Genomic DNA, 17,170 nt, shown 5'->3' on the forward strand with positions numbered 1-17,170 from the left:
ACTAACCAAGCCGCCCGTCACGTCCATATGCTCTTCCCGCCTCTTTTTTTCAGCGAATTCATGCAAAAATAGAGCTATGTCTCACACCAATAACACCTTCTTGCCTTCTGGCCGTATTGACCTGGGCACCGGCGAACTTGCGCTGGGCCCCCTCGACGGACGCTACGCATCCGTAACCGCGCCCCTGACCAACTACCTTTCTGAGGCGGCTCTGAACCGCGACCGCATCCACGTTGAGGTTGAGTGGTTCATTTACCTGTGCGAGCACGAGGTGCTGCCGGGTCTGTCCCCGCTGAGCGAGGAGCAGAAGAAGGGCCTGCGCGCCATCGTGACCGATTTCAACGCTGATTCTGTGGCGGAGCTGGCTGAGATTGAGGCTGTCACCGTTCACGATGTGAAGGCGGTCGAGTACTACATTGGCCGCCGTCTGGAGGGCCTGGGCCTGGGTCACCTGGTGCCGCTGGTTCACTTCGGTTGCACCTCCGAAGACATTAACAACCTCTCCTACGCGCTGGGTATCAAGGACGCCGTTGAGAACGTGTGGATCCCCGCCGCGGAGGAGCTGATTGATGTTCTGCTGAAGCTGGCTGAGGAAGGCCGCGACGTGCCGATGCTGTGCCGCACTCACGGCCAGCCGGCGACCCCCTCCACTTTGGGCAAGGAGATGGGCGTGCTCGCCTACCGCCTGAAGCGCCAGGTCAAGCACGTGAAGGCGACCGAGTTCCTCGGCAAGATTAATGGTGCGACCGGTACTTACGCCGCGCACTACGCCTCGGTGCCGAGCGCTGATTGGCAGAAGATTTCTCGTGGTTTTGTGGAGCACCTGGGTCTGACTTGGAACCCGCTGACCACTCAGATTGAGTCGCACGACTGGCAGGCCGAGCTGTACTCGGATATCGCGCACTTCAACCGCGTGCTGCACAACCTCTGCACCGATGTGTGGAGCTACATTTCGATTGGTTTCTTCCGTCAGATTCCGGTGGCTGGTGCGACCGGTTCGTCCACTATGCCGCACAAGGTGAACCCGATTCGTTTTGAGAATGCGGAGGCTAACCTGGAGCTGTCGAACGCTCTGCTGGATTCGCTGGGTTCGACCCTGGTGACTTCTCGTTGGCAGCGTGACCTGACCGACTCGTCGGCGCAGCGCAATATTGGTGTGGCGTTTGGTCACTCGGTGCTGGCTATCTCTAACGTGGTGAAGGGCTTGCAGCGTCTGGATATTGCGGCCGACGTTATTTCTGCTGATCTGGATTCCAACTGGGAGGTTCTGGCTGAGGCAATTCAGATGGTGATGCGCGCTGAGGCTATCGCGGGTGTTCCCGGCATGGAGAACCCGTACGAGCGCCTAAAGGAGCTGACTCGCGGTCACCGCGTGGATGCTGCTCGTCTGAAGGAGTTTGTGGCTACTCTGGGTCTCTCCCCCGAGGCTGAGGCACGCCTGTCGGCTCTGACTCCGCACACCTATAACGGTATTGCGGCTCAGCTGCTGGACCATGCGAAGAACGCTTAGTCCGTAGCAAAGATATAAACAAAAGACCCCGGGTCCCTGCATTCAGGGATTCGGGGTCTTTAGCGTGTTGGGTCTTCGCTATGTTCCGGTTTTATGACCGGCGAGGATTTTAGCGGCCGAGCATGCGGTGGTGACCGGTTTCGGTGTCGTTGCCCTTGTCGCGGGTGAAGACCTTGCCTACAGCCTTACCTGCGTCCTTGACGCCCTTGAGCAGGGAGCCAGCCACGCCGGAGGAGCCGTCCGAACCTTCGCCGCCCTGTACGCGCGGTGCACGCGGGGTAATCATGAGCTCTGCGGGGAAGTAGGCGGGCGCGTCGCCGAAGGCTCGGCGGGTGTTGCGCACGACGTCCTTGCCGAGGGTCAGGTTCGCGCCACCGCCAACGACTGCGCCCACGCCGAAGGGCAGGGCACGGCCGAGCAGTGCACCGGTCTGGCGGGTGAGGAAGCGGCGGATGAACATGTTTCGGATGGTACGTTCGACGCTGAACATCTTGCCGCTGGAGGAGTTGCCGAGCAGCATGCCCCACTTGTTGGAGACACCGCCTGCCTTGCCGGTCTGCAGCAGCACGGTGTTCATGAGCTGGGAGCCTTCTTCGCCGAGCATGATTGCCATGACCATGGAGCGGGCGGTTTCGGGGTCGTGTACGTGCACGCCGTGCAGTTCTGCGACTGCCTGGGCGTAGAGTGCGGTGCGTTCGAGGTAGCCGCCGACTGCGAGCGCGGACAGGCTCATGGCGGTGACGGTGCCGACGCCGGGCACGAATGCGGATGCGCCGGTGACGCCGCCGATGGCGGTGATGTCACGCAGGTAGGTGCGGTCGAGGCGCTTGTGGATTTGTTCGGGGGTTTCGTCGGGGTGTGCTTCACGCAGTTTTTTGACGATGGACAGCGCGAGCGGTCGTTGCATGCGCAGTACGTTGTCGAGGGTGGTGGTCAGTGCGGGACGGGGGTTGCCGTCTTCATCGAATAGAGACTTCTTCGGGTCAAGCATGCTCTCAGTAAATCACGGCTTGGTGAATTTTTCCTGAATATGGGGCCTGTGGTGGGGTTTGGGGGGTGAAATTTCACCGAGGGCGTGGAGGTTTTTGATCGCTTGTTAGGGTGTTTTGGTCTTTATTTGCGCCCAATTTTAAAGCGCGTAAAATTGTCGTAGATTACACACTATTCATTGTTTGCATAGTGCGTGACCTGCTTCACGGAGATTCGGGTTGCGCCTGATGACAGATAGCGGCTAATACCTCTTCTGAATCCTAAGGAATACTATGACTTCTTCCACCCATACGCCCAATGCTGCGCGTTCTCCCCTGGCGACTCAGGGGCTGGGTGTTGCGTACGCGACCGGCGCGATTATTTCGGCGCAGTTCGGTGCGGCTCTTGCCAAGCAGCTCATGGGCGATTTGGGCCCCTGGGGCGTGGTCGCTCTGCGCCTGCTGACATCTTCTATCCTGCTGTGGGTGTTCTTCCGCCCGCAGATTCGTTCGTGGACCCGTCAGCAGTGGATGGCGGTCATTGTCCTCGGTGTCGCCCTGACCGGTGCGAATGCCTTCTTCTATGTGGCTATTGAGCAGGTTCCGCTAGCAATTGCGGTGGCTATTGAGTTTATGGGTCCGCTGGTGCTGGCGACGGTTATGTCGCGCCGTAAGCTGGACCTGGTGTGGATTGCTCTGTCATTTACGGGCATGGCGATTCTGACTGCTGAGTCCCAGGCGAAGCCTGAAGATTTCGCGTTGATGGGTGTGGTTTTCGCAATCCTGACCGCTATTTCTCGTGCCGCCTATATTCTGGCGACTGAGAAGGTTGGCGCTCTGATTCCGGGTATGGGCGGCATGGTCGTGGGTAACGTTGTCTCTACCCTGCTGGTTCTGCCGTTCCCGTTCCTGATAAGCGGCAATAACCTGTTGAAGGTCACCCAGGATGTGCACCTGCTGGCTATTGGCTGCCTGATGGGTCTGCTGGCTTCTGCCCTGCCGGCGCTGGGTGAGGTTTCTTCGCTGCGTCTGCTGCCCGCGCACATTTATAGCGTGGTGCTGTCCCTGGAGCCTGCGATTGCGGCGGCTGTGGGTATTGTGATGCTTGGTGAAGCTACCGGCCTGGTTCGTTGGGTTGCTATTGCTCTGCTGGTGGCGGCGAGTATCGGTATTTCGATTTCTCACGCTCGTGCGCAGAAGAAGGCGCAGGAGGACGGCACGCTGGAGGATGCGGACCATTACCTGCCGGGTGCGGTGGATGCGCACGCGGTGGATATTGCGCAGATGGCGACTAACTCTATTACGATTCCGTCGGCTGAACAGATTAAGGCTGACCGTGAGGCGAAGGGCCTCTAATCTACTGAACTGTAGCCGTGTCAACGGCTTCTAGCCCCCCCCCGGGTAACGAGTAGGATAGTATCTCGTGTTGCCCGGGGGGGCGCGCTCTTTAAACGGCGCTATTGGAGCGTTCGTTCTGCCCCGTAGCGGCACAGCATGCACACGTGGAGAAGTACCGCCTTGTGAGGCGCAGGAAGGAGAATCATGCCGCATACTTCATCTCAACGCCCCGCACTGGGCATTATGTTTGTGCTGATGTCCTGCTCATCGCTGCAGTTCGGTGCCGCGTTCGCGATTACTCTTTTCCCGCTGTTTGGCGCTCTGGCTATTAGTGTCAGCCGCCTGGCGATTGCTTCCATTGTGGTGGGTAGCGCCGTGTGGTTGGCGGCGCGTTGGCATACCCGCCGCGGCGGCGAAATGCCGCCGGGTGCGCTGTCGTGGTCGAAGGAGCAGTGGCATGCCGTCATCATTTTCGGTATGACTTTCGGTCTGATGAACGGCTTCTTCTATTGCGCGATTGACCGCATCCCGATTGGTTTGGCGGTTGCGGTGGAGTTCTTGGGCCCGCTGGCGTTGGCGTCCATGCTGACGCGCAGGCTCCGCGACGCGGTATGGGTGCTCTGCGCTCTGGCGGGCATGCTGGTGCTCGGCTATGAGGCGGCGGTCGGTAAGGATACCGACTACCTGGGTCTGACGTTCGCGCTGATTGCTGGCGTGTTCTGGGCGCTGTATATTCGCTCGAGCGCGAAGGTGGGTGCCCTGGTTCCGGGTGCGAGCGGTCTGGCGGTTGCGATGCTTGTTGGTGCCGCATTCATTGCCCCGGTGGCAGCGGTTGTTCCGGCTCCTCAGCCGATGTGGAATGCGGCGCAGGATCCGATGCTGCTCCTCATGATTTTTGGTACCGCGATGTTCGCTTCGGTGATTCCCTATAGCGCGGAGCTGATGGCTCTGCGTAACCTGCCGCAGCAGGTGTTTAGTGTGCTGATGAGCATGGAACCGGCGATTGCGGCGATTGCCGGTTGGGCGTTGCTGGATCAGGAGACCGGCCCGATTCGTTGGGTGGCAATCTGTCTGCTGATGACGGCGAGTGTGGGTATTACGCTGACCACCACGAAGGGCGATTCCCCCAAACAGAAGGATGACGGTGAGGACCCCGTTCCCATGCCGCTACCCGAGTAAAAACTAAAATTCTGCCCGCGTGCGGCGTACAGAAAGCCTTATAGAAAACCGTTGAGGCGGGTACCTGGTTGGTACCCGCCTCAACGGTTTTGTATGTCAGGTTTAGCTCTCGGCCAGCTCGTTCAGCAGGTCGCGCAGCTCATCGGTGGTGAGCACCTCTGCCGGATGCGGACCCATCGCGTACAGCCGGTCCTGGGTGTCCTCGTCCAGCTCGCGGGCGGTGCCAACCAGCACGAGGTTGCCTTCGTTCTGCCCGCTGAGCATGGAGCTCTCGCACAGGCACCACACGTGGTCAAAGACTTCCAGCATGGCGGTTGCCTGCAGCTGGAAGAAGGGCAGACCCGCGTCGTCGCCCACGTTGATGGCGACCATGCCGCGCTCGCTCAGGGCGTCCTTGAGTTCGCGGTAGAAGTCGCGGTTCGCCAGGTGGGCGGGTGCGTCCATGCCGGTGAAGATGTCGAGGATAATCGCATCGAAGCCGGGCACGCCCAGCAGTTCGGGCAGGTTCGCCAGCTGCTCGCGGGCATCCCCCACCACAAGCTGGCAGTCGGTGCCTGCGGGTAGCGGCAGGCGGTCCGTCACGAAGCCCATGAGCTCGGGCTCAATATCCACGGCAACCTGGCGGGAGCCGGGGCGGGTCGCCTGAATGTAACGCACGAGGGTGAGCGCACCGGCGCCCAGGTGCGCGGCGGTGATGGGTTCGCCGGCGGGTGCGAGCGCATCCACCGCGTTTGCGATGCGGCGCAGGTACTCGTAGAACACGTAGTCGGGGTTCTGTACGTCCACGTGGGACTGCTCGGCGCCACCGATTTCGAGGACGTGGCCGTGGTCGCTGAACCCGTCGGGGTGAATTTCGGCGCGCTGCCCGCCGGAGAGCTGAATGTGTGCCACTACTTCACGCCAGCTTCACGCTTGAAGGTGCTGACCAGGTCATCCACCGAGGAGGAAGAATCCAGACCCTCAATGACCTTGTCGTTCACGGCGAAGGTGGGGGTGCCCTTCACGCCAATCTTCACGGCGTGCTCGTAGTCGCGCTGGATGGGCTTGACGGTGTCGGAGGCGAGTAGGACCTTGTCGAATTCTTCGACGTTCAGGCCCAGTTCCTTGGCGTAGTCGTTGAAGAGGGTGCGCAGCTTATCGCGTTCTTTGATGTTCTTCCAGTCGTTCTGGGTGGCGAAGAGCTTGTTCGCCATTTCAACGTGCTTACCCTGAGCTGCTGCGGCTTCTACGGCGAGCGCGGCGGGTACGGCGTTGGCGTGCATGTTCAGCGGCATGTGACGCACGGTCACGTTCATGATGCCGTCAAGCTTCTTGGCGGCTTCTTCAAACTTAGGTTCTGCCTTAGCGCAGTAGGGGCACTGGTAGTCGGTGTACAGGGTTGCGGTGCCTGCACCGGGTACTTCGCGGTTGAGGCGGTAACCGACGTAGCCGTCATCGGCGGTTGCCGAAGCAGTACCCGAAGGGTCAGCGGATGCCGAAGCGCTAGCGGATGCACTTGCCGAGGTAGCGGCGGTGCTTGCAGATGCGCTCGCCGAACCGCTCGCAGACGCCGATGCGGAAGGCTGGGAGGAGCTGGAACCGCATGCGCTCAGCCCCAGGGCGGCGGCGGGCACTACGCCCAGTAGCAGGGTGCGGCGGTTGAGGGGTGAAGTCATGGTGGTTCCTCTCTCTACGGGTGGCGGGCTGGCCTGTTTGCTACATCTGTGGTTGATTAATCTGTGGTTGATGTGCACTCTGAGGTGCTGTCAGCCGCCGTGGGTATAGGGTTTATTGTATGCCTCTGCCCTGAACTTTCCCTATCTTCGGGCGGGTTTGCGGGGTGAATGCAGTGCACACCATAGCCGCCCTGTCGCCTGCTCCCAGCTGCGGGGCCGGTGTTGAAAGTAATTAGCCTCTCCCCCGCCTTTTTGGTACTATTGCGGGGTATGCACTGTTCACCGGTTGCTTTCGGGCAGTTGAGAACGGCAGCATATGCGCCTCTATAGCTCAGGGGTAGAGCATTTCCCTCGTAAAGAAAAGGTCGTGGGTTCGAATCCCACTGGGGGCTCCACATCCGCCGTAACGCGTGCCGGTTTCCGGTGTGTTGCGGCGGTTTTTAGCATCTGAGAGTTGTCGTTTTCTCGAAGATGTCACCGTCGAACTTTAGGAGATTCTCATGTCTTCTCGATCCGCATCCGCTAAGCGCCAGAGTGGCCGTGCGCAGGCAGGTCGCGCCGCTGCGGGCTCTGCACGCCCGATGAGCCCCACGATGCGTTTTGCTCTGGTGTACGTGCTGGCGCTGGTGGTTTCCCTGGCGGTGTGGTTCTTCTACCGTTCCGTGTATGAGGATGACACCTCGTTCCTGGTGCCGATTGTGATTTCCTTGGTGACTTCGTACGTGTGCGCTCATGCGCTGACGGGCGGCAAATCGCCCCGCAACTAGACCGCCGACCAGCAGCCCGCCAGGCTGTAGCCTCGTGAGGTTTCAGGCAGACAAAAGCCGCACATCCTGTTCCCCGTTCAGGGGTCGGATGCGCGGCTTTTTGCGCGTGTACTTTAGGCGAGCACCTTACTTGGAGGCGCGCTGGAAGTCGCTGTCGGTCTTGCCCCACAGACCGTAAACCTTGGCGAGTTCCTTGACCTTCTTTGCACGCAGGTAACGCGGCAGGTAGGAGCCGTCGCGGGGGCCGTCGAGGGGCACGTCGAGCATCTGGTGTGCTTCTTCGATTTCGATCTCGCTCGGGGAGAATGCGGCGTTGATGGTCTCGGTCTGGCGGATGTCCAGGGTGATCTTACCGGTCATGCCGTGGTCGTTCGCGTAGCCGCATGCCTTGGAGAGGTCAGCACCGTATGCGCCGAGGGTCGGGCCGTCGATGGGGCCGGGCAGACCACCCAGGGTGGATGCGATGACCAGCTGCGAACGCACGTAGGCGAGCGCCATGGGGGTTGCGGAGGAGCCGGTGTCGCGGCGGTAGTCGCCTGCGCCGAATGCGAGGCGGAAAGTGCCGATTGCGCGCGCAATTTCGATGGAGTGGTGCACGCCGAGTGCGGACTCGATCAGCGCGATGATGGGGGTTCCGGGGGGCAGCTCGGCTGCGGTGCGGTCAATGTCGGTGGCGTGCTCTGCGGTAGCGAGCATGACGCCTCGCAGGCCCTTCACGTTCTTGAGGGCCTTGACGTCCTTCCACCAGTGTTCGGTGGTGATGGCGTTGATTCGCACCCATGCGACCACGCCGGAGTTGAGCATACGAACGACCTGTTCGCGAGCGGCGTCCTTCTCTTCGGGCGGGCAGCCGTCTTCGAGGTCGATAATGATGGAGTCAGCCTCGGATTCGAAGGCTTCTTCAAAAACTTCTTCGGAGGAGTTGGCGCGCACGAGGAGCCAGGAACGAGAGAGGCTGGGGCGCAGCTGACGCGCACGCTCATTGCGGTGGAATTCAAACATGGTGTGTGACTTCTTCCGTGAATTGTATATGCATTGGGTTGTGCCGTAGAGGGGCAGGAAAAAGCCTGCGGTTCTTCCGCGCGTACCATCGCATTGTGTCGTCACCTCCATTGTGACGGAACCGCATAAGAAGTGTCCTACACCTCCTCTTTAAGCGTATCGCCTGTTGAAGTGCACATCAAACTAGCTCGCCTGTTGACCGCAATTTAGGCCCTGTGTTATGCCTCAACCAGTTGGGTGCGGCCCACGGGGATTCCATCGTCGAAGGTCAGCTCGCCGGCGGCTTCCTTCTGGGCGCGCTGAATCAGGCGTTCCGCATCCTCAATGTGCTGGATGACGGTTTCCACGCGGCGGTGCACGCTCACCTGGCGGTCGCATCCGGTGGCACAGTTGCCGAAGCAACGTGCCATGGCGAGCGCTTCGGCGCAGAGTGCCACGGCGTTACCTGCCTTGGAGAGGGCGCGGTTCAGGTCGGAGTAGGTGCCGAACGGGGAGGCGGGAATATCGCCGTCGCTGGGGGCGAGGCGGTGCGCTTCCATAGCGACTGCACGCACGCGCGGAATCAGGTCGGCGAGCGCGTTTGCGTCCGGCACGATGAGCTCAATCATGGAGGTGGACGAATCGGTTGCCGCCAAGCGTTCGAGGACCTGGTGGAAGCGGTCGATACCGCGAATGAACCGGTCGTGGGATCGGCGCCAGATGCCTTTGCCGAGTTCGGCGTCGTCGCGGCGCGATTGCAGGTAGCTTTTAAGTCCCATATGTCCTCCTCTGCGTGGTGTGTGTGCCGTGTCTGTTGGTCGGTGGAGGTTGCCGGTGACGGGCTCTGTGGCGCCCCGCAAACCTCCCTATACTTAGGTTACCCTAAATCTCCTTTAGTGACGAGATGTCAGCAGTCAACTGTTTATTTCAAACCCAGATTTTCTTCACGCCGCTCACGCGACGATCCCCGCGGCGCCAGTCTAAAATGGCACCGGCCTAAAATAGCACCGCAGGGGCGCAGCGATTTCTAGACCATGCGCAACACAATCTTGCCGCGATGCTGACCGGAGTCGAAGTATTCGTGGGCGGCAGCCGCCTCCTCCATGTCGAAGATACGGTCCAGACCCACGCCAATCCTGCCGGATTCAATCAGCGGCAGCACGTGTTCGCGTACACCTCGCAGAATCTCAGCCTTCTGATGATCCGAACGGGTACGCAGGCTCGTAGCGTGCACCGACAGGCGGCGAGAGAGCATATACCCCAGGTTCACTTCTGCCTTGGCACCGCCCATCAGACCGATAATGCACAGGTGGCCGCCGTCGGCGAGGGTGTGCAGATTGTCGTCCAGGTACTTTCCGCCCACGACGTCGAGGATGTAGTCAGCGCCGCGTCCGCCAGTTTCAGCCAGCAGAACTTCACGGAACGAATGTTCGGTATAGATAATGGGTTCCGCACCTAGTAAGCGCACATATTCGGCTTTTTCCTCGGTTCCCACGGTTGCAAACACGCGGGTACCTACGGCGAGCGCCAGCTGAATAGCGTGCACACCGATACCGCCGGTACCACCGTGCACGAGCACCACCGCGGGTTCACCGTCTTCCTTGAGGTTTTCGGCGGGGTTCATGCTCATACCACAGGTGAGAACCAGGTTCGAGTAGACGGTTGCCGCGACTTCGGGAATACCGGCGGCTTCGGCAAAACTCAGCTGTTCGGGTACGGGTAGCACGTGGTCGACCGGTACGGTCACGTAGTCGGCGTAGCCGCCTCCAGCGAGGAGCGCCATGACGGGGGTGCCGCGGTTCTCTACGGAGACGCCTTCACCGACGGCTTCGATGACACCGGCTACTTCGAGGCCGTAGATGGCGCTCGCTCCGGCGGGCGGCGGGTAGAATCCGCGGCGCTGCAGGGCGTCGGCGCGGTTGATTCCGGCGGCGTGAACACGAATGAGAACTTCGTGGGATCGGGGTACGGGGGCGGGGACTTCGCTGATTGTCAGGGCCTCAGGTCCACCGTGACTGTTCTCAATAATTGCTCTCATGAGTCCTCCTCATTGCCGGAAGCACCATCGTTGGTGCGCGATTTACAGAAAGCTTATCGCATGAGATAATCTCGTAGTGCCCTGCGGCACGGTATTGCCATAAAATGCCGGTCTCTGGTGCGTATGGATGGTTGTCCGAGCGGCCGAAGGAGCTGGTCTTGAAAACCAGTAGGCGGTAACCCCGTCTCAAGGGTTCAAATCCCTTACCATCCGCGTTTTAGCTTCTGCTCCACGTGTGGAGCGCAAAGAGCCCCGTTCCTCGTATTGAGGAGCGGGGCTCTTTGCATACGCCGTTTTGAGTTACCGGAGGGCGTCGTCAGTTGATTTGTGACAAGGCATTCGCAATATACATGAAGAGGGCGGCGATACCGATGAAAAAGCATAGCCCCAGCCAGTTGAGAATACGACCCGCTAGGGCAGGTACACCGTGCCTCTGCGCTACCCACCCCTGCCAGATACCCAGGATGTTCAGCACCGGCGCGGCGAGAGCTACCTGCAGACCACTTTCTCCAAGACCCTGGACAAGCAACCAAAACCCTAGAACGAAAGACAGCGGGCTGAGGAAGCCGAAAAGCAGGGAGAAGTTCGCAGCCCTTTTACCGTCTTGTGTTCCTTGCACAGCGGGAGGTTGCTCGCTCGCAGGTTGCTCCCAGTCGTCCGTGCCGTCAGTCTCCGGCTGTTGGCTGTCATCCGCTTGGTAGAGCTTGGCGTCTTCAGGGTTGTTATCAAAATCTTCGTTATTTTGGGGTAGCTGCGACATCGCATCCACAACCTTTCAATACCGGGTGTTACGTGTCTATCAAAGTGAGAGAGCGCTCAGGCTCGTCGACGGGCCTGCATCATTGAAGCCGTACAGAGCAAACCCAATCATTACGATGAAGCCGACAATGGCGATGACAATGACCATTCCTATCCCGCTGAGAAACAAACCCACGTTGGCGTCTTCACCGTGCTGTCTTGCCACTCGTGCTTGCCAGAGACCCAAGAAGTTCAGTAATGGCGCAGCAATGATTATTGGCATGCCGATACCAAAGCCATGGGAAACCCACCAAAACGCTAGGGCGAGAGCAAGCATACCGAAGACACCGAAAATCAGGGAGAGATTTGCGGCTTTTTCGCCAGGGCCCATCTTCCACACGCTCGAAGAGAACTCACTCGCGGGTAGCGGCTGGTCGTCCGTACCAGACTGCACGCTGTCGTTCCCCCGGTGGGTCTTGGCGTATTCGGGGTTGTAATCGAAGGCTTCATTGTTTTGGGGTAGCCGCGACATCGCATCCACGACCTTTCACATTCCACACGAGGGGGTGTTAACTTCACCCTAGACCTTCCCCCGCACGGGAACAAGCATGTCAGGACCATTCCACGAAACATACGGCATATACACAGCAAAGCCCCGATCCTTGCGTTGAGGAACGGGGCTTTTGCGTACCCTCCAATGAGGGTGAAAGTGTTTAGAAAAGTACCAGCATCTGCGCAGTCTCCACGAGCCTAGAATTTGCGGCAGAATCAGAAAGAGCCAGCATAATCGCCAGCAGCATACCGCCACCAAAAAGCACCAGGAACATGCCACCAATGACTACGCTAATCCAGTTCAAGATACGCCCAGCCGAAGCAGCCGCGCCAAAACGTTCTGCCTCGTTCGCCTTGAAAATACCGATAACACCCAGAATCAGGGAAGGCAGACCAAACAGCCACCAGCTGAGAGTCACTATACACGCCAAGCTGATAATACCCAGCACCGTGGAAGTCTGAGCAGCCTTCTCACCGGCAAGCTGCTCGGGGGTCTTCTGAACAATACCAATAGGAACCATCATGGGCTGACCGTACTGGCCGGGCTGCTGGTACTGCTGACCGTACGGGTCGTACTGATTCTGACCATACGAGTCTTGACCGTACGAATTCTGACCGTACTGGTCATAAGAATACTGATCGTAGGAGCTCTGCCCGTACTGGCCGTAAGAACCCTGACCGTATTGGCCATACTGACCGTACTGAGTGTTCTGCCCGTACTGGCCGTTCTGGTTGTACTGCTCGTTCAGACGGTTGTAGTCCGGGTTGTAGTCGTAGGGGTCTGAACCCCGAGGAGTCTGAGACATGGCATCTCACTTTCGTACGGCTGGTGTGTGTTAAACCTAATTCACCCTAACCCATGAATGGAACGGGTACAACTAAGGCCGTTATGCAACCCCGCACAACAGACTTTGATGCGCTGGATATGCGCCTTATCAGGTACGCAAAAGCCCCGCTCCTCACATCGAGGAACGGGGCTTCCGCTATACCCTGCGAATGAGCTCTTAGAAGAGTGCCAGGGTGCTGACCAGCTCAGTAAAGTGGTTGGAAGAGGAAGAAGCAGCACCTGCCGCGCCGATAAGACCCAGCAGCAGGAAACCACCGATTACAACCAAGAATAGGCCACCAAAAGCTGCGTTAATCCAGCCCATGATGCGACCACCCGAAGCTGCAGTGCCAAAACGCTCAGCCTCATTAGCCTTCATAATGCCGATAACACCCATGATCAGCGAGGGCAGACCGAACAGCCACCAGCTAACAAAGAAGTTGCAGATCAGACCAATAATGCCGAGCACCATGGAGGTCTGACCAGCCTTCTCGCCAGCAAGCTGCTCGGGGGTCTTCTGAACAATGCCGACGGGCACCATCATGGGCTGACCGTACTGACCAGGCTGCTGGTACTGCTGCTGACCGTTCTGAGCGTTCTGCTCGTTCAGGTTGCCGTATTCCGGGTTGTAGTCGTAGGAGTTAGAGTCCTGCGGGTTCTGAGACATGTGGTCCCTCTTTCGTGTGAATGGTGTGTATTGAACCTTACTCACCCTAACCTATCGCTGAGGTGGGCACAAACGGATTCGTCATTCTGGAGCTATACGCACCATATATGCACTAATTAGAAAACTAATTAGGCACGCAAAAGCCCGCGTGCACACGGAGTACACGCGGGCTTCCTCAAATCATGAGGCTACTGCAGGTAGCTTCAATCTTACTGCTTTACAAAAATCTTCAGAGCGACCAGCAAAATAATACTGACGACACCCAGAACAGTACCGGCAATAGCCATACCGCGGTTCTTCAGCTCGGGGTTATTCATAGCCAGGCGGCCGGTCGCAATAGCTACAGCACCAAGGATGAAACCGAGGACAAAGAAGCTCACAATACCGCTCACCAGAGAGACAATCGACAGGGTCTTTGCCTTCTTCGCCTGAGCCTGCTGCTCAGGGGTCTGAACGGGCACACCGTAAGGAACCTGCTGATTGAACTGGGGTGCCTGCTGGCTAAACTGGGGGTCCTGGTTGAACTGGGGCTGGGGGTTGTTGGGGTTTTCAGACATGATTTCTCATTTCGTTGAGTAAATAAGACGACTCTGGCAACGCTGCATGGAAAAATCACACGCCAGAGACGCCCTCTATTTATCGGTCGGACGGTAGCAGTTTATCGAAAATGCTTATAAGCCTCAAAGCCTACAATCCATAGTCCGCCCTATAGAGCAACACACGCTCAGAGATATCCCCCAAGCGTGGGTCGAATTGACCAAGCGCAAAACAGCCTATATTCTTATAGGGATGCGCTCACGAGCGCACCGTGGAGACGTGCCAGAGCGGCCGAATGGACTTCACTGCTAATGAAGGGTCGGGGTTAAACTCGACCGGGGGTTCAAATCCCCCCGTCTCCGCCACAAAAAGCCCCGTACCGGTTGGTACGGGGCTTTTGCTTTACCCATCTCATTCAGGCACGAAGCCTAGAAGCTCTTGGGCTAGAAGTTTCAGGACTAGAAGCTCTTGAAATCCACGAGGCGCGCATCCGCCCCATCAAGCAGAGCCCACTCCCCCGGCACCTCAAACACCGCAATGGAAGAGGGCGGGAAACCGTAGTACACATCCATGGACGCGTTCGGGTCAGAATCAGGGCTCATCAGGCGCTGCGCGGCGTCCTGCACACCGGGCAGATGCGAAACCACCATCAGAGAATGAACATTCTCCGAAACGCTGTTAATGCGCGCAATAATGCGGGACGCAGACACCTCGTACAGCCCCTCATCCAGATGAGCAGTAGGCGCCTTCGCACCCAAACCATCCGAAACCCAAGTCGTCGTCTGACGAGTACGCAAAGCCGACGACGACATAATCTGCTCCGGAATATAACCGCGAGCCGCCAGCCAGGCGCCAGCAGCGGCAGCCTGCTCATGGCCGCGCTTCGTCAGCGGACGATCAAAATCATTCAGACCCCAATCAGCCTCCGCATGGCGCATAATAATCAGACGCTTGACCCCGCTGCGGTGCGAGCCAGATGCAGTGTTGGAAGAATTTTCAGCCATACACCCATTCTATCTAGAGGGCGCCGGAACATGCCGCACACCGCCACAGCACGCACACTAACACCCCCAGGCGGGCACAAGTAAACCCCGGTGCACCGGCATCACGCCAGCACACCGGGGTGCACTCTACAGAAGCTAAATTCTGTACACGCTAAATCGAGTATTCCGGAGCAGCCCAGACAACAACCTCGGGGTGCTCAAAGAAGCGGTAACCCTGACCGCGCACCGTACGCACGGTACCCGACAGGCGACCCAGCTTCGAACGCAGACGACGAATATGCACGTCAATCGTACGCTCATGCGGATGCTCGTCACCGGAGCTCCACAGCGCCTTCAGCAGCTCCTCACGACCCACGGTGCGGGAAGAGTTCTCCACCAGGTGTGCCAGCAGCTCGAATTCCTTGAAGGTCAGCATGAGCGGCTCACCATCCAGGAACACCTCGCGGCGTGCCAAATCAATCAGCACACCCGAAGAGTGGCTATTCGTGGTCTCTGCTTCGCGGGCGACATGCGCCTCCGGGTGCATATACATTGCGGTCGGATCGCCGAGCGCATTACGTACTACCTCAAGGTCGCTACCCTCAGCGTTCACCGGAGCCAACGCCACAGCGGCGTACGACTCCGACTCGGGAGCCAGGTGGTGTGCATAAGTGCGCAGATCCTGAACGATACGCACCAGGGAGGTACCGTTCGCTGCAGCAAGTTCCTCATTCAAACCCACATAGAGCACAAAGCCGCGTGCCTCATTTTCCTGAGCCTGTTTATGGGCAGGGTCACCGGCTGAGAAAGTCATCGGACGCAACGTTGCGGCCTGCGCAACGGGACGCTGAGGCTGCACGACCTGGCGCTTAGCGGCGCGGCCGCGCTGGGAGATGTGGACATATCCAGGTACAGCGCCTGACATGGTTCAACCTTCTCTCAAAGTCTGTGTACGGGATCCCTGTCGTACGTAGTGTGGGGTGCGCCGGAAGTGACGCCGAGTCAAACAGTCCCCAATACCTGTTCGAGCTTCAATCCTCTTACTTAATATTTCTCCTATTTGACGGATAAATCAAGCGGATTCAGCATAGTGGATTCATCTTTATGGGCGAGAGGAGTACAATGCCCCCTCTCATGTTTTAGGGTTTCAGGGACTACCTGAAGCTTTCAGTATTTTTTCCCTTATAAATATTCATAGCTTCTTTTATTTACTGGTTTCTCCCTGTATTTTCATGTGAAGCTGTAAATATGCTCAATATATTTTGAGCCCCTCAAAGCACTATAGTGTTCCTCATCACATATTATCAAGGGTGTTTCATAAACTCACACAAGCGCCCAACAACACCATAAACACCCAAGACAGCAGACCGTTAGACACACATCCCCCAACACCACACCATATGACCTGCACACGGCCTCCAGCAGACACAACAAAGCGCCCCCGCACATGCTTAAACATATGCAGAGGCGCCCACTCACATCACGTGAATAACGCTGAAAAACTACTCAGCCAGACCGTACAGGCGGTCACCAGCATCGCCCAGACCCGGAATAATGTACGCCTTCTCGTTCAGACGCTCATCACGAGCAGCCAGGAACAGGTCAACATTCTCCATACCCTCAATGCCCTTCTCCAGAGCAGCAATGCCCTCAGGAGCAGCAATCAGGCACACGCAAGTCACAGACTCAGCACCACGCTCACGCAGGAACTTAATTGCCTCGATCAGAGTGCCACCGGTAGCCAGCATCGGATCCAGCAGGTACACCTGACGACCAGTCAGGTCCTCCGGCAGACGCTCAGCATAAGTCACAATATCCAGCGTTTCCTCGTTGCGAGCCATACCCAGGAAGCCCACCTCAGCGGTCGGCACCATGCGAGTCATACCCTCAAGCATGCCCAGACCAGCACGCAGAATCGGAACAACCAGCGGCTTAGGATCAGCAATACGGACACCGGTAGTAGTCGCCACCGGAGTCACAACCTCAACCTCTTCCACACGAATCTCGCGAGTCGCCTCATAGGCAAGAAGGGTCACCAGCTCATCAACCAGCTGACGGAAAATCGGGGACGGGGTGTTCTTATCACGCAGAACACTAATCTTGTGAGAGACCAGCGGGTGGTCAAGAATCTTAATACGCATAATACGATTTTACCCACCCCCGAATCAGCAAGCACCGGCAAAGCCCCGGAAGTGGCACACAACCTATAAAACGAGGCGAAGTACCCCCGCACAAACACCCACCAACGCACCCGCCAACACCACCCCAGAACAATCCGAAACAATCCGGACATGCAAAAACCCGCCGAGACGAATCTCGACGGGTTTTCGTTGGTGCGGTGGTGGAGGGATTTGAACCCCCGTTGGCTTTTACACCAAACATCATTTCGAGTGATGCACCTTCGGCCGCTCGGACACACCACCAACAGTGG

At 58.2% G+C, this 17,170-nt stretch carries 18 protein-coding genes and 4 tRNA genes; 7 read left to right on the forward strand and 15 right to left on the reverse strand.

Features of this window, described 5'->3' with window-relative positions:
- Positions 1-76 precede the first annotated feature (76 nt).
- Positions 77-1,510 carry an adenylosuccinate lyase gene (purB, locus tag HMPREF2842_RS02120; RefSeq protein ID WP_070642372.1) on the forward strand — a complete coding sequence of 478 codons (1,434 nt, stop codon included), beginning with the start codon at positions 77-79 and terminating at the stop codon, positions 1,508-1,510.
- A 109-nt stretch (positions 1,511-1,619) separates the two neighbouring features.
- Here purB and HMPREF2842_RS02125 read toward each other — a convergent pair whose 3' ends face one another.
- Positions 1,620-2,501 carry a hypothetical protein gene (locus HMPREF2842_RS02125; protein ID WP_049357355.1) on the reverse strand — a complete coding sequence of 294 codons (882 nt, stop codon included), beginning with the start codon at positions 2,499-2,501 and terminating at the stop codon, positions 1,620-1,622.
- A gap of 271 nt (positions 2,502-2,772) precedes the next feature.
- Between HMPREF2842_RS02125 and HMPREF2842_RS02130 the strand changes: the two genes are divergently transcribed.
- Both HMPREF2842_RS02130 and HMPREF2842_RS02135 read left to right on the forward strand, forming a co-directional pair.
- A complete protein-coding gene (locus tag HMPREF2842_RS02130) occupies positions 2,773-3,834 on the forward strand; it encodes an EamA family transporter (RefSeq protein WP_012902817.1) in 1,062 nt (353 codons plus the stop codon).
- Between the two features lie 186 nt (positions 3,835-4,020).
- A complete protein-coding gene (locus HMPREF2842_RS02135) occupies positions 4,021-4,995 on the forward strand; it encodes an EamA family transporter (protein WP_049340378.1) in 975 nt (324 codons plus the stop codon).
- 102 nt (positions 4,996-5,097) lie between these two features.
- On the opposite strand, the gene HMPREF2842_RS02140 is transcribed toward HMPREF2842_RS02135, so the two are convergent.
- Positions 5,098-5,886 carry a spermidine synthase gene (locus tag HMPREF2842_RS02140; RefSeq protein ID WP_070642377.1) on the reverse strand — a complete coding sequence of 263 codons (789 nt, stop codon included), beginning with the start codon at positions 5,884-5,886 and terminating at the stop codon, positions 5,098-5,100.
- Positions 5,886-6,650, reverse strand: a complete 765-nt coding sequence (locus HMPREF2842_RS02145; RefSeq protein WP_070507260.1) for a DsbA family protein — start codon at positions 6,648-6,650, stop codon at positions 5,886-5,888. Before HMPREF2842_RS02145 ends, HMPREF2842_RS02140 begins: the two co-directional genes overlap by 1 nt.
- Positions 6,651-6,970: 320 nt before the next feature.
- On the opposite strand from HMPREF2842_RS02145, the gene HMPREF2842_RS02150 reads away from it, so the two are divergent.
- Together HMPREF2842_RS02150 and HMPREF2842_RS02155 are read left to right on the forward strand one after the other, a co-directional pair.
- Positions 6,971-7,045, forward strand: a tRNA-Thr gene (locus HMPREF2842_RS02150).
- Positions 7,046-7,150: 105 nt separating this feature from the next.
- Complete coding sequence (locus HMPREF2842_RS02155; RefSeq protein ID WP_005504446.1) at positions 7,151-7,417, forward strand: hypothetical protein; 267 nt, start codon at positions 7,151-7,153, stop codon at positions 7,415-7,417.
- Positions 7,418-7,543: 126 nt separating this feature from the next.
- On the opposite strand, the gene HMPREF2842_RS02160 is transcribed toward HMPREF2842_RS02155, so the two are convergent.
- The 3 genes from HMPREF2842_RS02160 to HMPREF2842_RS02170 all read right to left on the reverse strand — a co-directional run bounded on the left by HMPREF2842_RS02160 (position 7,544) and on the right by HMPREF2842_RS02170 (position 10,436).
- Entirely contained in the window at positions 7,544-8,419 is an 876-nt protein-coding gene (locus HMPREF2842_RS02160; protein ID WP_005507573.1) for an HpcH/HpaI aldolase/citrate lyase family protein, read from the reverse strand.
- A 218-nt stretch (positions 8,420-8,637) separates the two neighbouring features.
- Positions 8,638-9,177 carry a hypothetical protein gene (locus HMPREF2842_RS02165; protein ID WP_049349921.1) on the reverse strand — a complete coding sequence of 180 codons (540 nt, stop codon included), beginning with the start codon at positions 9,175-9,177 and terminating at the stop codon, positions 8,638-8,640.
- 248 nt (positions 9,178-9,425) lie between these two features.
- The gene (locus HMPREF2842_RS02170) at positions 9,426-10,436 is read right to left on the reverse strand and encodes an NAD(P)H-quinone oxidoreductase (protein ID WP_049346164.1); all 1,011 of its coding nucleotides are present in this window, start codon (positions 10,434-10,436) and stop codon (positions 9,426-9,428) included.
- A gap of 125 nt (positions 10,437-10,561) precedes the next feature.
- On the opposite strand from HMPREF2842_RS02170, the gene HMPREF2842_RS02175 reads away from it, so the two are divergent.
- Positions 10,562-10,649 (forward strand) — tRNA-Ser (locus HMPREF2842_RS02175).
- A 103-nt stretch (positions 10,650-10,752) separates the two neighbouring features.
- Here the strand turns inward: HMPREF2842_RS02175 and HMPREF2842_RS02180 are convergent.
- From HMPREF2842_RS02180 to HMPREF2842_RS02200, 5 genes are all read right to left on the reverse strand, one after another.
- Complete coding sequence (locus tag HMPREF2842_RS02180; protein ID WP_049353200.1) at positions 10,753-11,196, reverse strand: hypothetical protein; 444 nt, start codon at positions 11,194-11,196, stop codon at positions 10,753-10,755.
- Between the two features lie 39 nt (positions 11,197-11,235).
- Positions 11,236-11,715: a hypothetical protein gene (locus HMPREF2842_RS02185; protein WP_070642381.1), complete on the reverse strand. Its 480-nt coding sequence runs from the start codon at positions 11,713-11,715 to the stop codon at positions 11,236-11,238.
- A 172-nt stretch (positions 11,716-11,887) separates the two neighbouring features.
- On the reverse strand, positions 11,888-12,532 hold the full coding sequence (locus tag HMPREF2842_RS02190) for a polyprenyltransferase (protein WP_070642385.1): 645 nt from the start codon (positions 12,530-12,532) through the stop codon (positions 11,888-11,890).
- Positions 12,533-12,730: 198 nt separating this feature from the next.
- Positions 12,731-13,219 carry a hypothetical protein gene (locus HMPREF2842_RS02195; RefSeq protein WP_005504421.1) on the reverse strand — a complete coding sequence of 163 codons (489 nt, stop codon included), beginning with the start codon at positions 13,217-13,219 and terminating at the stop codon, positions 12,731-12,733.
- A 209-nt stretch (positions 13,220-13,428) separates the two neighbouring features.
- The gene (locus HMPREF2842_RS02200; protein WP_049346009.1) at positions 13,429-13,776 is read right to left on the reverse strand and encodes a DUF4190 domain-containing protein; all 348 of its coding nucleotides are present in this window, start codon (positions 13,774-13,776) and stop codon (positions 13,429-13,431) included.
- Between the two features lie 253 nt (positions 13,777-14,029).
- On the opposite strand from HMPREF2842_RS02200, the gene HMPREF2842_RS02205 reads away from it, so the two are divergent.
- Positions 14,030-14,121, forward strand: a tRNA-Ser gene (locus tag HMPREF2842_RS02205).
- Positions 14,122-14,214: 93 nt separating this feature from the next.
- Here HMPREF2842_RS02205 and HMPREF2842_RS02210 read toward each other — a convergent pair.
- The 4 genes from HMPREF2842_RS02210 to HMPREF2842_RS02225 all read right to left on the reverse strand — a co-directional run bounded on the left by HMPREF2842_RS02210 (position 14,215) and on the right by HMPREF2842_RS02225 (position 17,162).
- Positions 14,215-14,760: a SixA phosphatase family protein gene (locus HMPREF2842_RS02210; RefSeq protein WP_005504419.1), complete on the reverse strand. Its 546-nt coding sequence runs from the start codon at positions 14,758-14,760 to the stop codon at positions 14,215-14,217.
- A gap of 151 nt (positions 14,761-14,911) precedes the next feature.
- Entirely contained in the window at positions 14,912-15,664 is a 753-nt protein-coding gene (locus HMPREF2842_RS02215) for a winged helix-turn-helix domain-containing protein (protein WP_005504418.1), read from the reverse strand.
- A 577-nt stretch (positions 15,665-16,241) separates the two neighbouring features.
- A complete protein-coding gene (gene upp, locus HMPREF2842_RS02220) occupies positions 16,242-16,880 on the reverse strand; it encodes a uracil phosphoribosyltransferase (protein WP_005504417.1) in 639 nt (212 codons plus the stop codon).
- 195 nt (positions 16,881-17,075) lie between these two features.
- Positions 17,076-17,162: transfer RNA gene (locus HMPREF2842_RS02225), tRNA-Ser, on the reverse strand.
- Positions 17,163-17,170 lie beyond the last annotated feature (8 nt).

Origin of the sequence: Rothia sp. HMSC069C10, from assembly GCF_001812205.1 — a bacterium.
GTDB lineage: Bacteria > Actinomycetota > Actinomycetes > Actinomycetales > Micrococcaceae > Rothia > Rothia mucilaginosa.

Excerpts from the sequence above, each read along its gene's own strand:
- purB (WP_070642372.1), top strand. The coding sequence starts at position 77 with ATGTCTCACACCAATAACACCTTCTTGCCTTCTGGCCGTATTGACCTG.
- HMPREF2842_RS02125 (WP_049357355.1), bottom strand. The coding sequence starts at position 2,501 with ATGCTTGACCCGAAGAAGTCTCTATTCGATGAAGACGGCAACCCCCGT.
- HMPREF2842_RS02130 (WP_012902817.1), top strand. The coding sequence starts at position 2,773 with ATGACTTCTTCCACCCATACGCCCAATGCTGCGCGTTCTCCCCTGGCG.
- HMPREF2842_RS02135 (WP_049340378.1), top strand. The coding sequence starts at position 4,021 with ATGCCGCATACTTCATCTCAACGCCCCGCACTGGGCATTATGTTTGTG.
- HMPREF2842_RS02145 (WP_070507260.1), bottom strand. The coding sequence starts at position 6,650 with ATGACTTCACCCCTCAACCGCCGCACCCTGCTACTGGGCGTAGTGCCC.
- HMPREF2842_RS02155 (WP_005504446.1), top strand. The coding sequence starts at position 7,151 with ATGTCTTCTCGATCCGCATCCGCTAAGCGCCAGAGTGGCCGTGCGCAG.
- HMPREF2842_RS02160 (WP_005507573.1), bottom strand. The coding sequence starts at position 8,419 with ATGTTTGAATTCCACCGCAATGAGCGTGCGCGTCAGCTGCGCCCCAGC.
- HMPREF2842_RS02165 (WP_049349921.1), bottom strand. The coding sequence starts at position 9,177 with ATGGGACTTAAAAGCTACCTGCAATCGCGCCGCGACGACGCCGAACTC.
- HMPREF2842_RS02170 (WP_049346164.1), bottom strand. The coding sequence starts at position 10,436 with ATGAGAGCAATTATTGAGAACAGTCACGGTGGACCTGAGGCCCTGACA.
- HMPREF2842_RS02180 (WP_049353200.1), bottom strand. The coding sequence starts at position 11,196 with ATGTCGCAGCTACCCCAAAATAACGAAGATTTTGATAACAACCCTGAA.
- HMPREF2842_RS02190 (WP_070642385.1), bottom strand. The coding sequence starts at position 12,532 with ATGTCTCAGACTCCTCGGGGTTCAGACCCCTACGACTACAACCCGGAC.
- HMPREF2842_RS02195 (WP_005504421.1), bottom strand. The coding sequence starts at position 13,219 with ATGTCTCAGAACCCGCAGGACTCTAACTCCTACGACTACAACCCGGAA.
- HMPREF2842_RS02200 (WP_049346009.1), bottom strand. The coding sequence starts at position 13,776 with ATGTCTGAAAACCCCAACAACCCCCAGCCCCAGTTCAACCAGGACCCC.
- HMPREF2842_RS02210 (WP_005504419.1), bottom strand. The coding sequence starts at position 14,760 with ATGGCTGAAAATTCTTCCAACACTGCATCTGGCTCGCACCGCAGCGGG.
- HMPREF2842_RS02215 (WP_005504418.1), bottom strand. The coding sequence starts at position 15,664 with ATGTCAGGCGCTGTACCTGGATATGTCCACATCTCCCAGCGCGGCCGC.
- upp (WP_005504417.1), bottom strand. The coding sequence starts at position 16,880 with ATGCGTATTAAGATTCTTGACCACCCGCTGGTCTCTCACAAGATTAGT.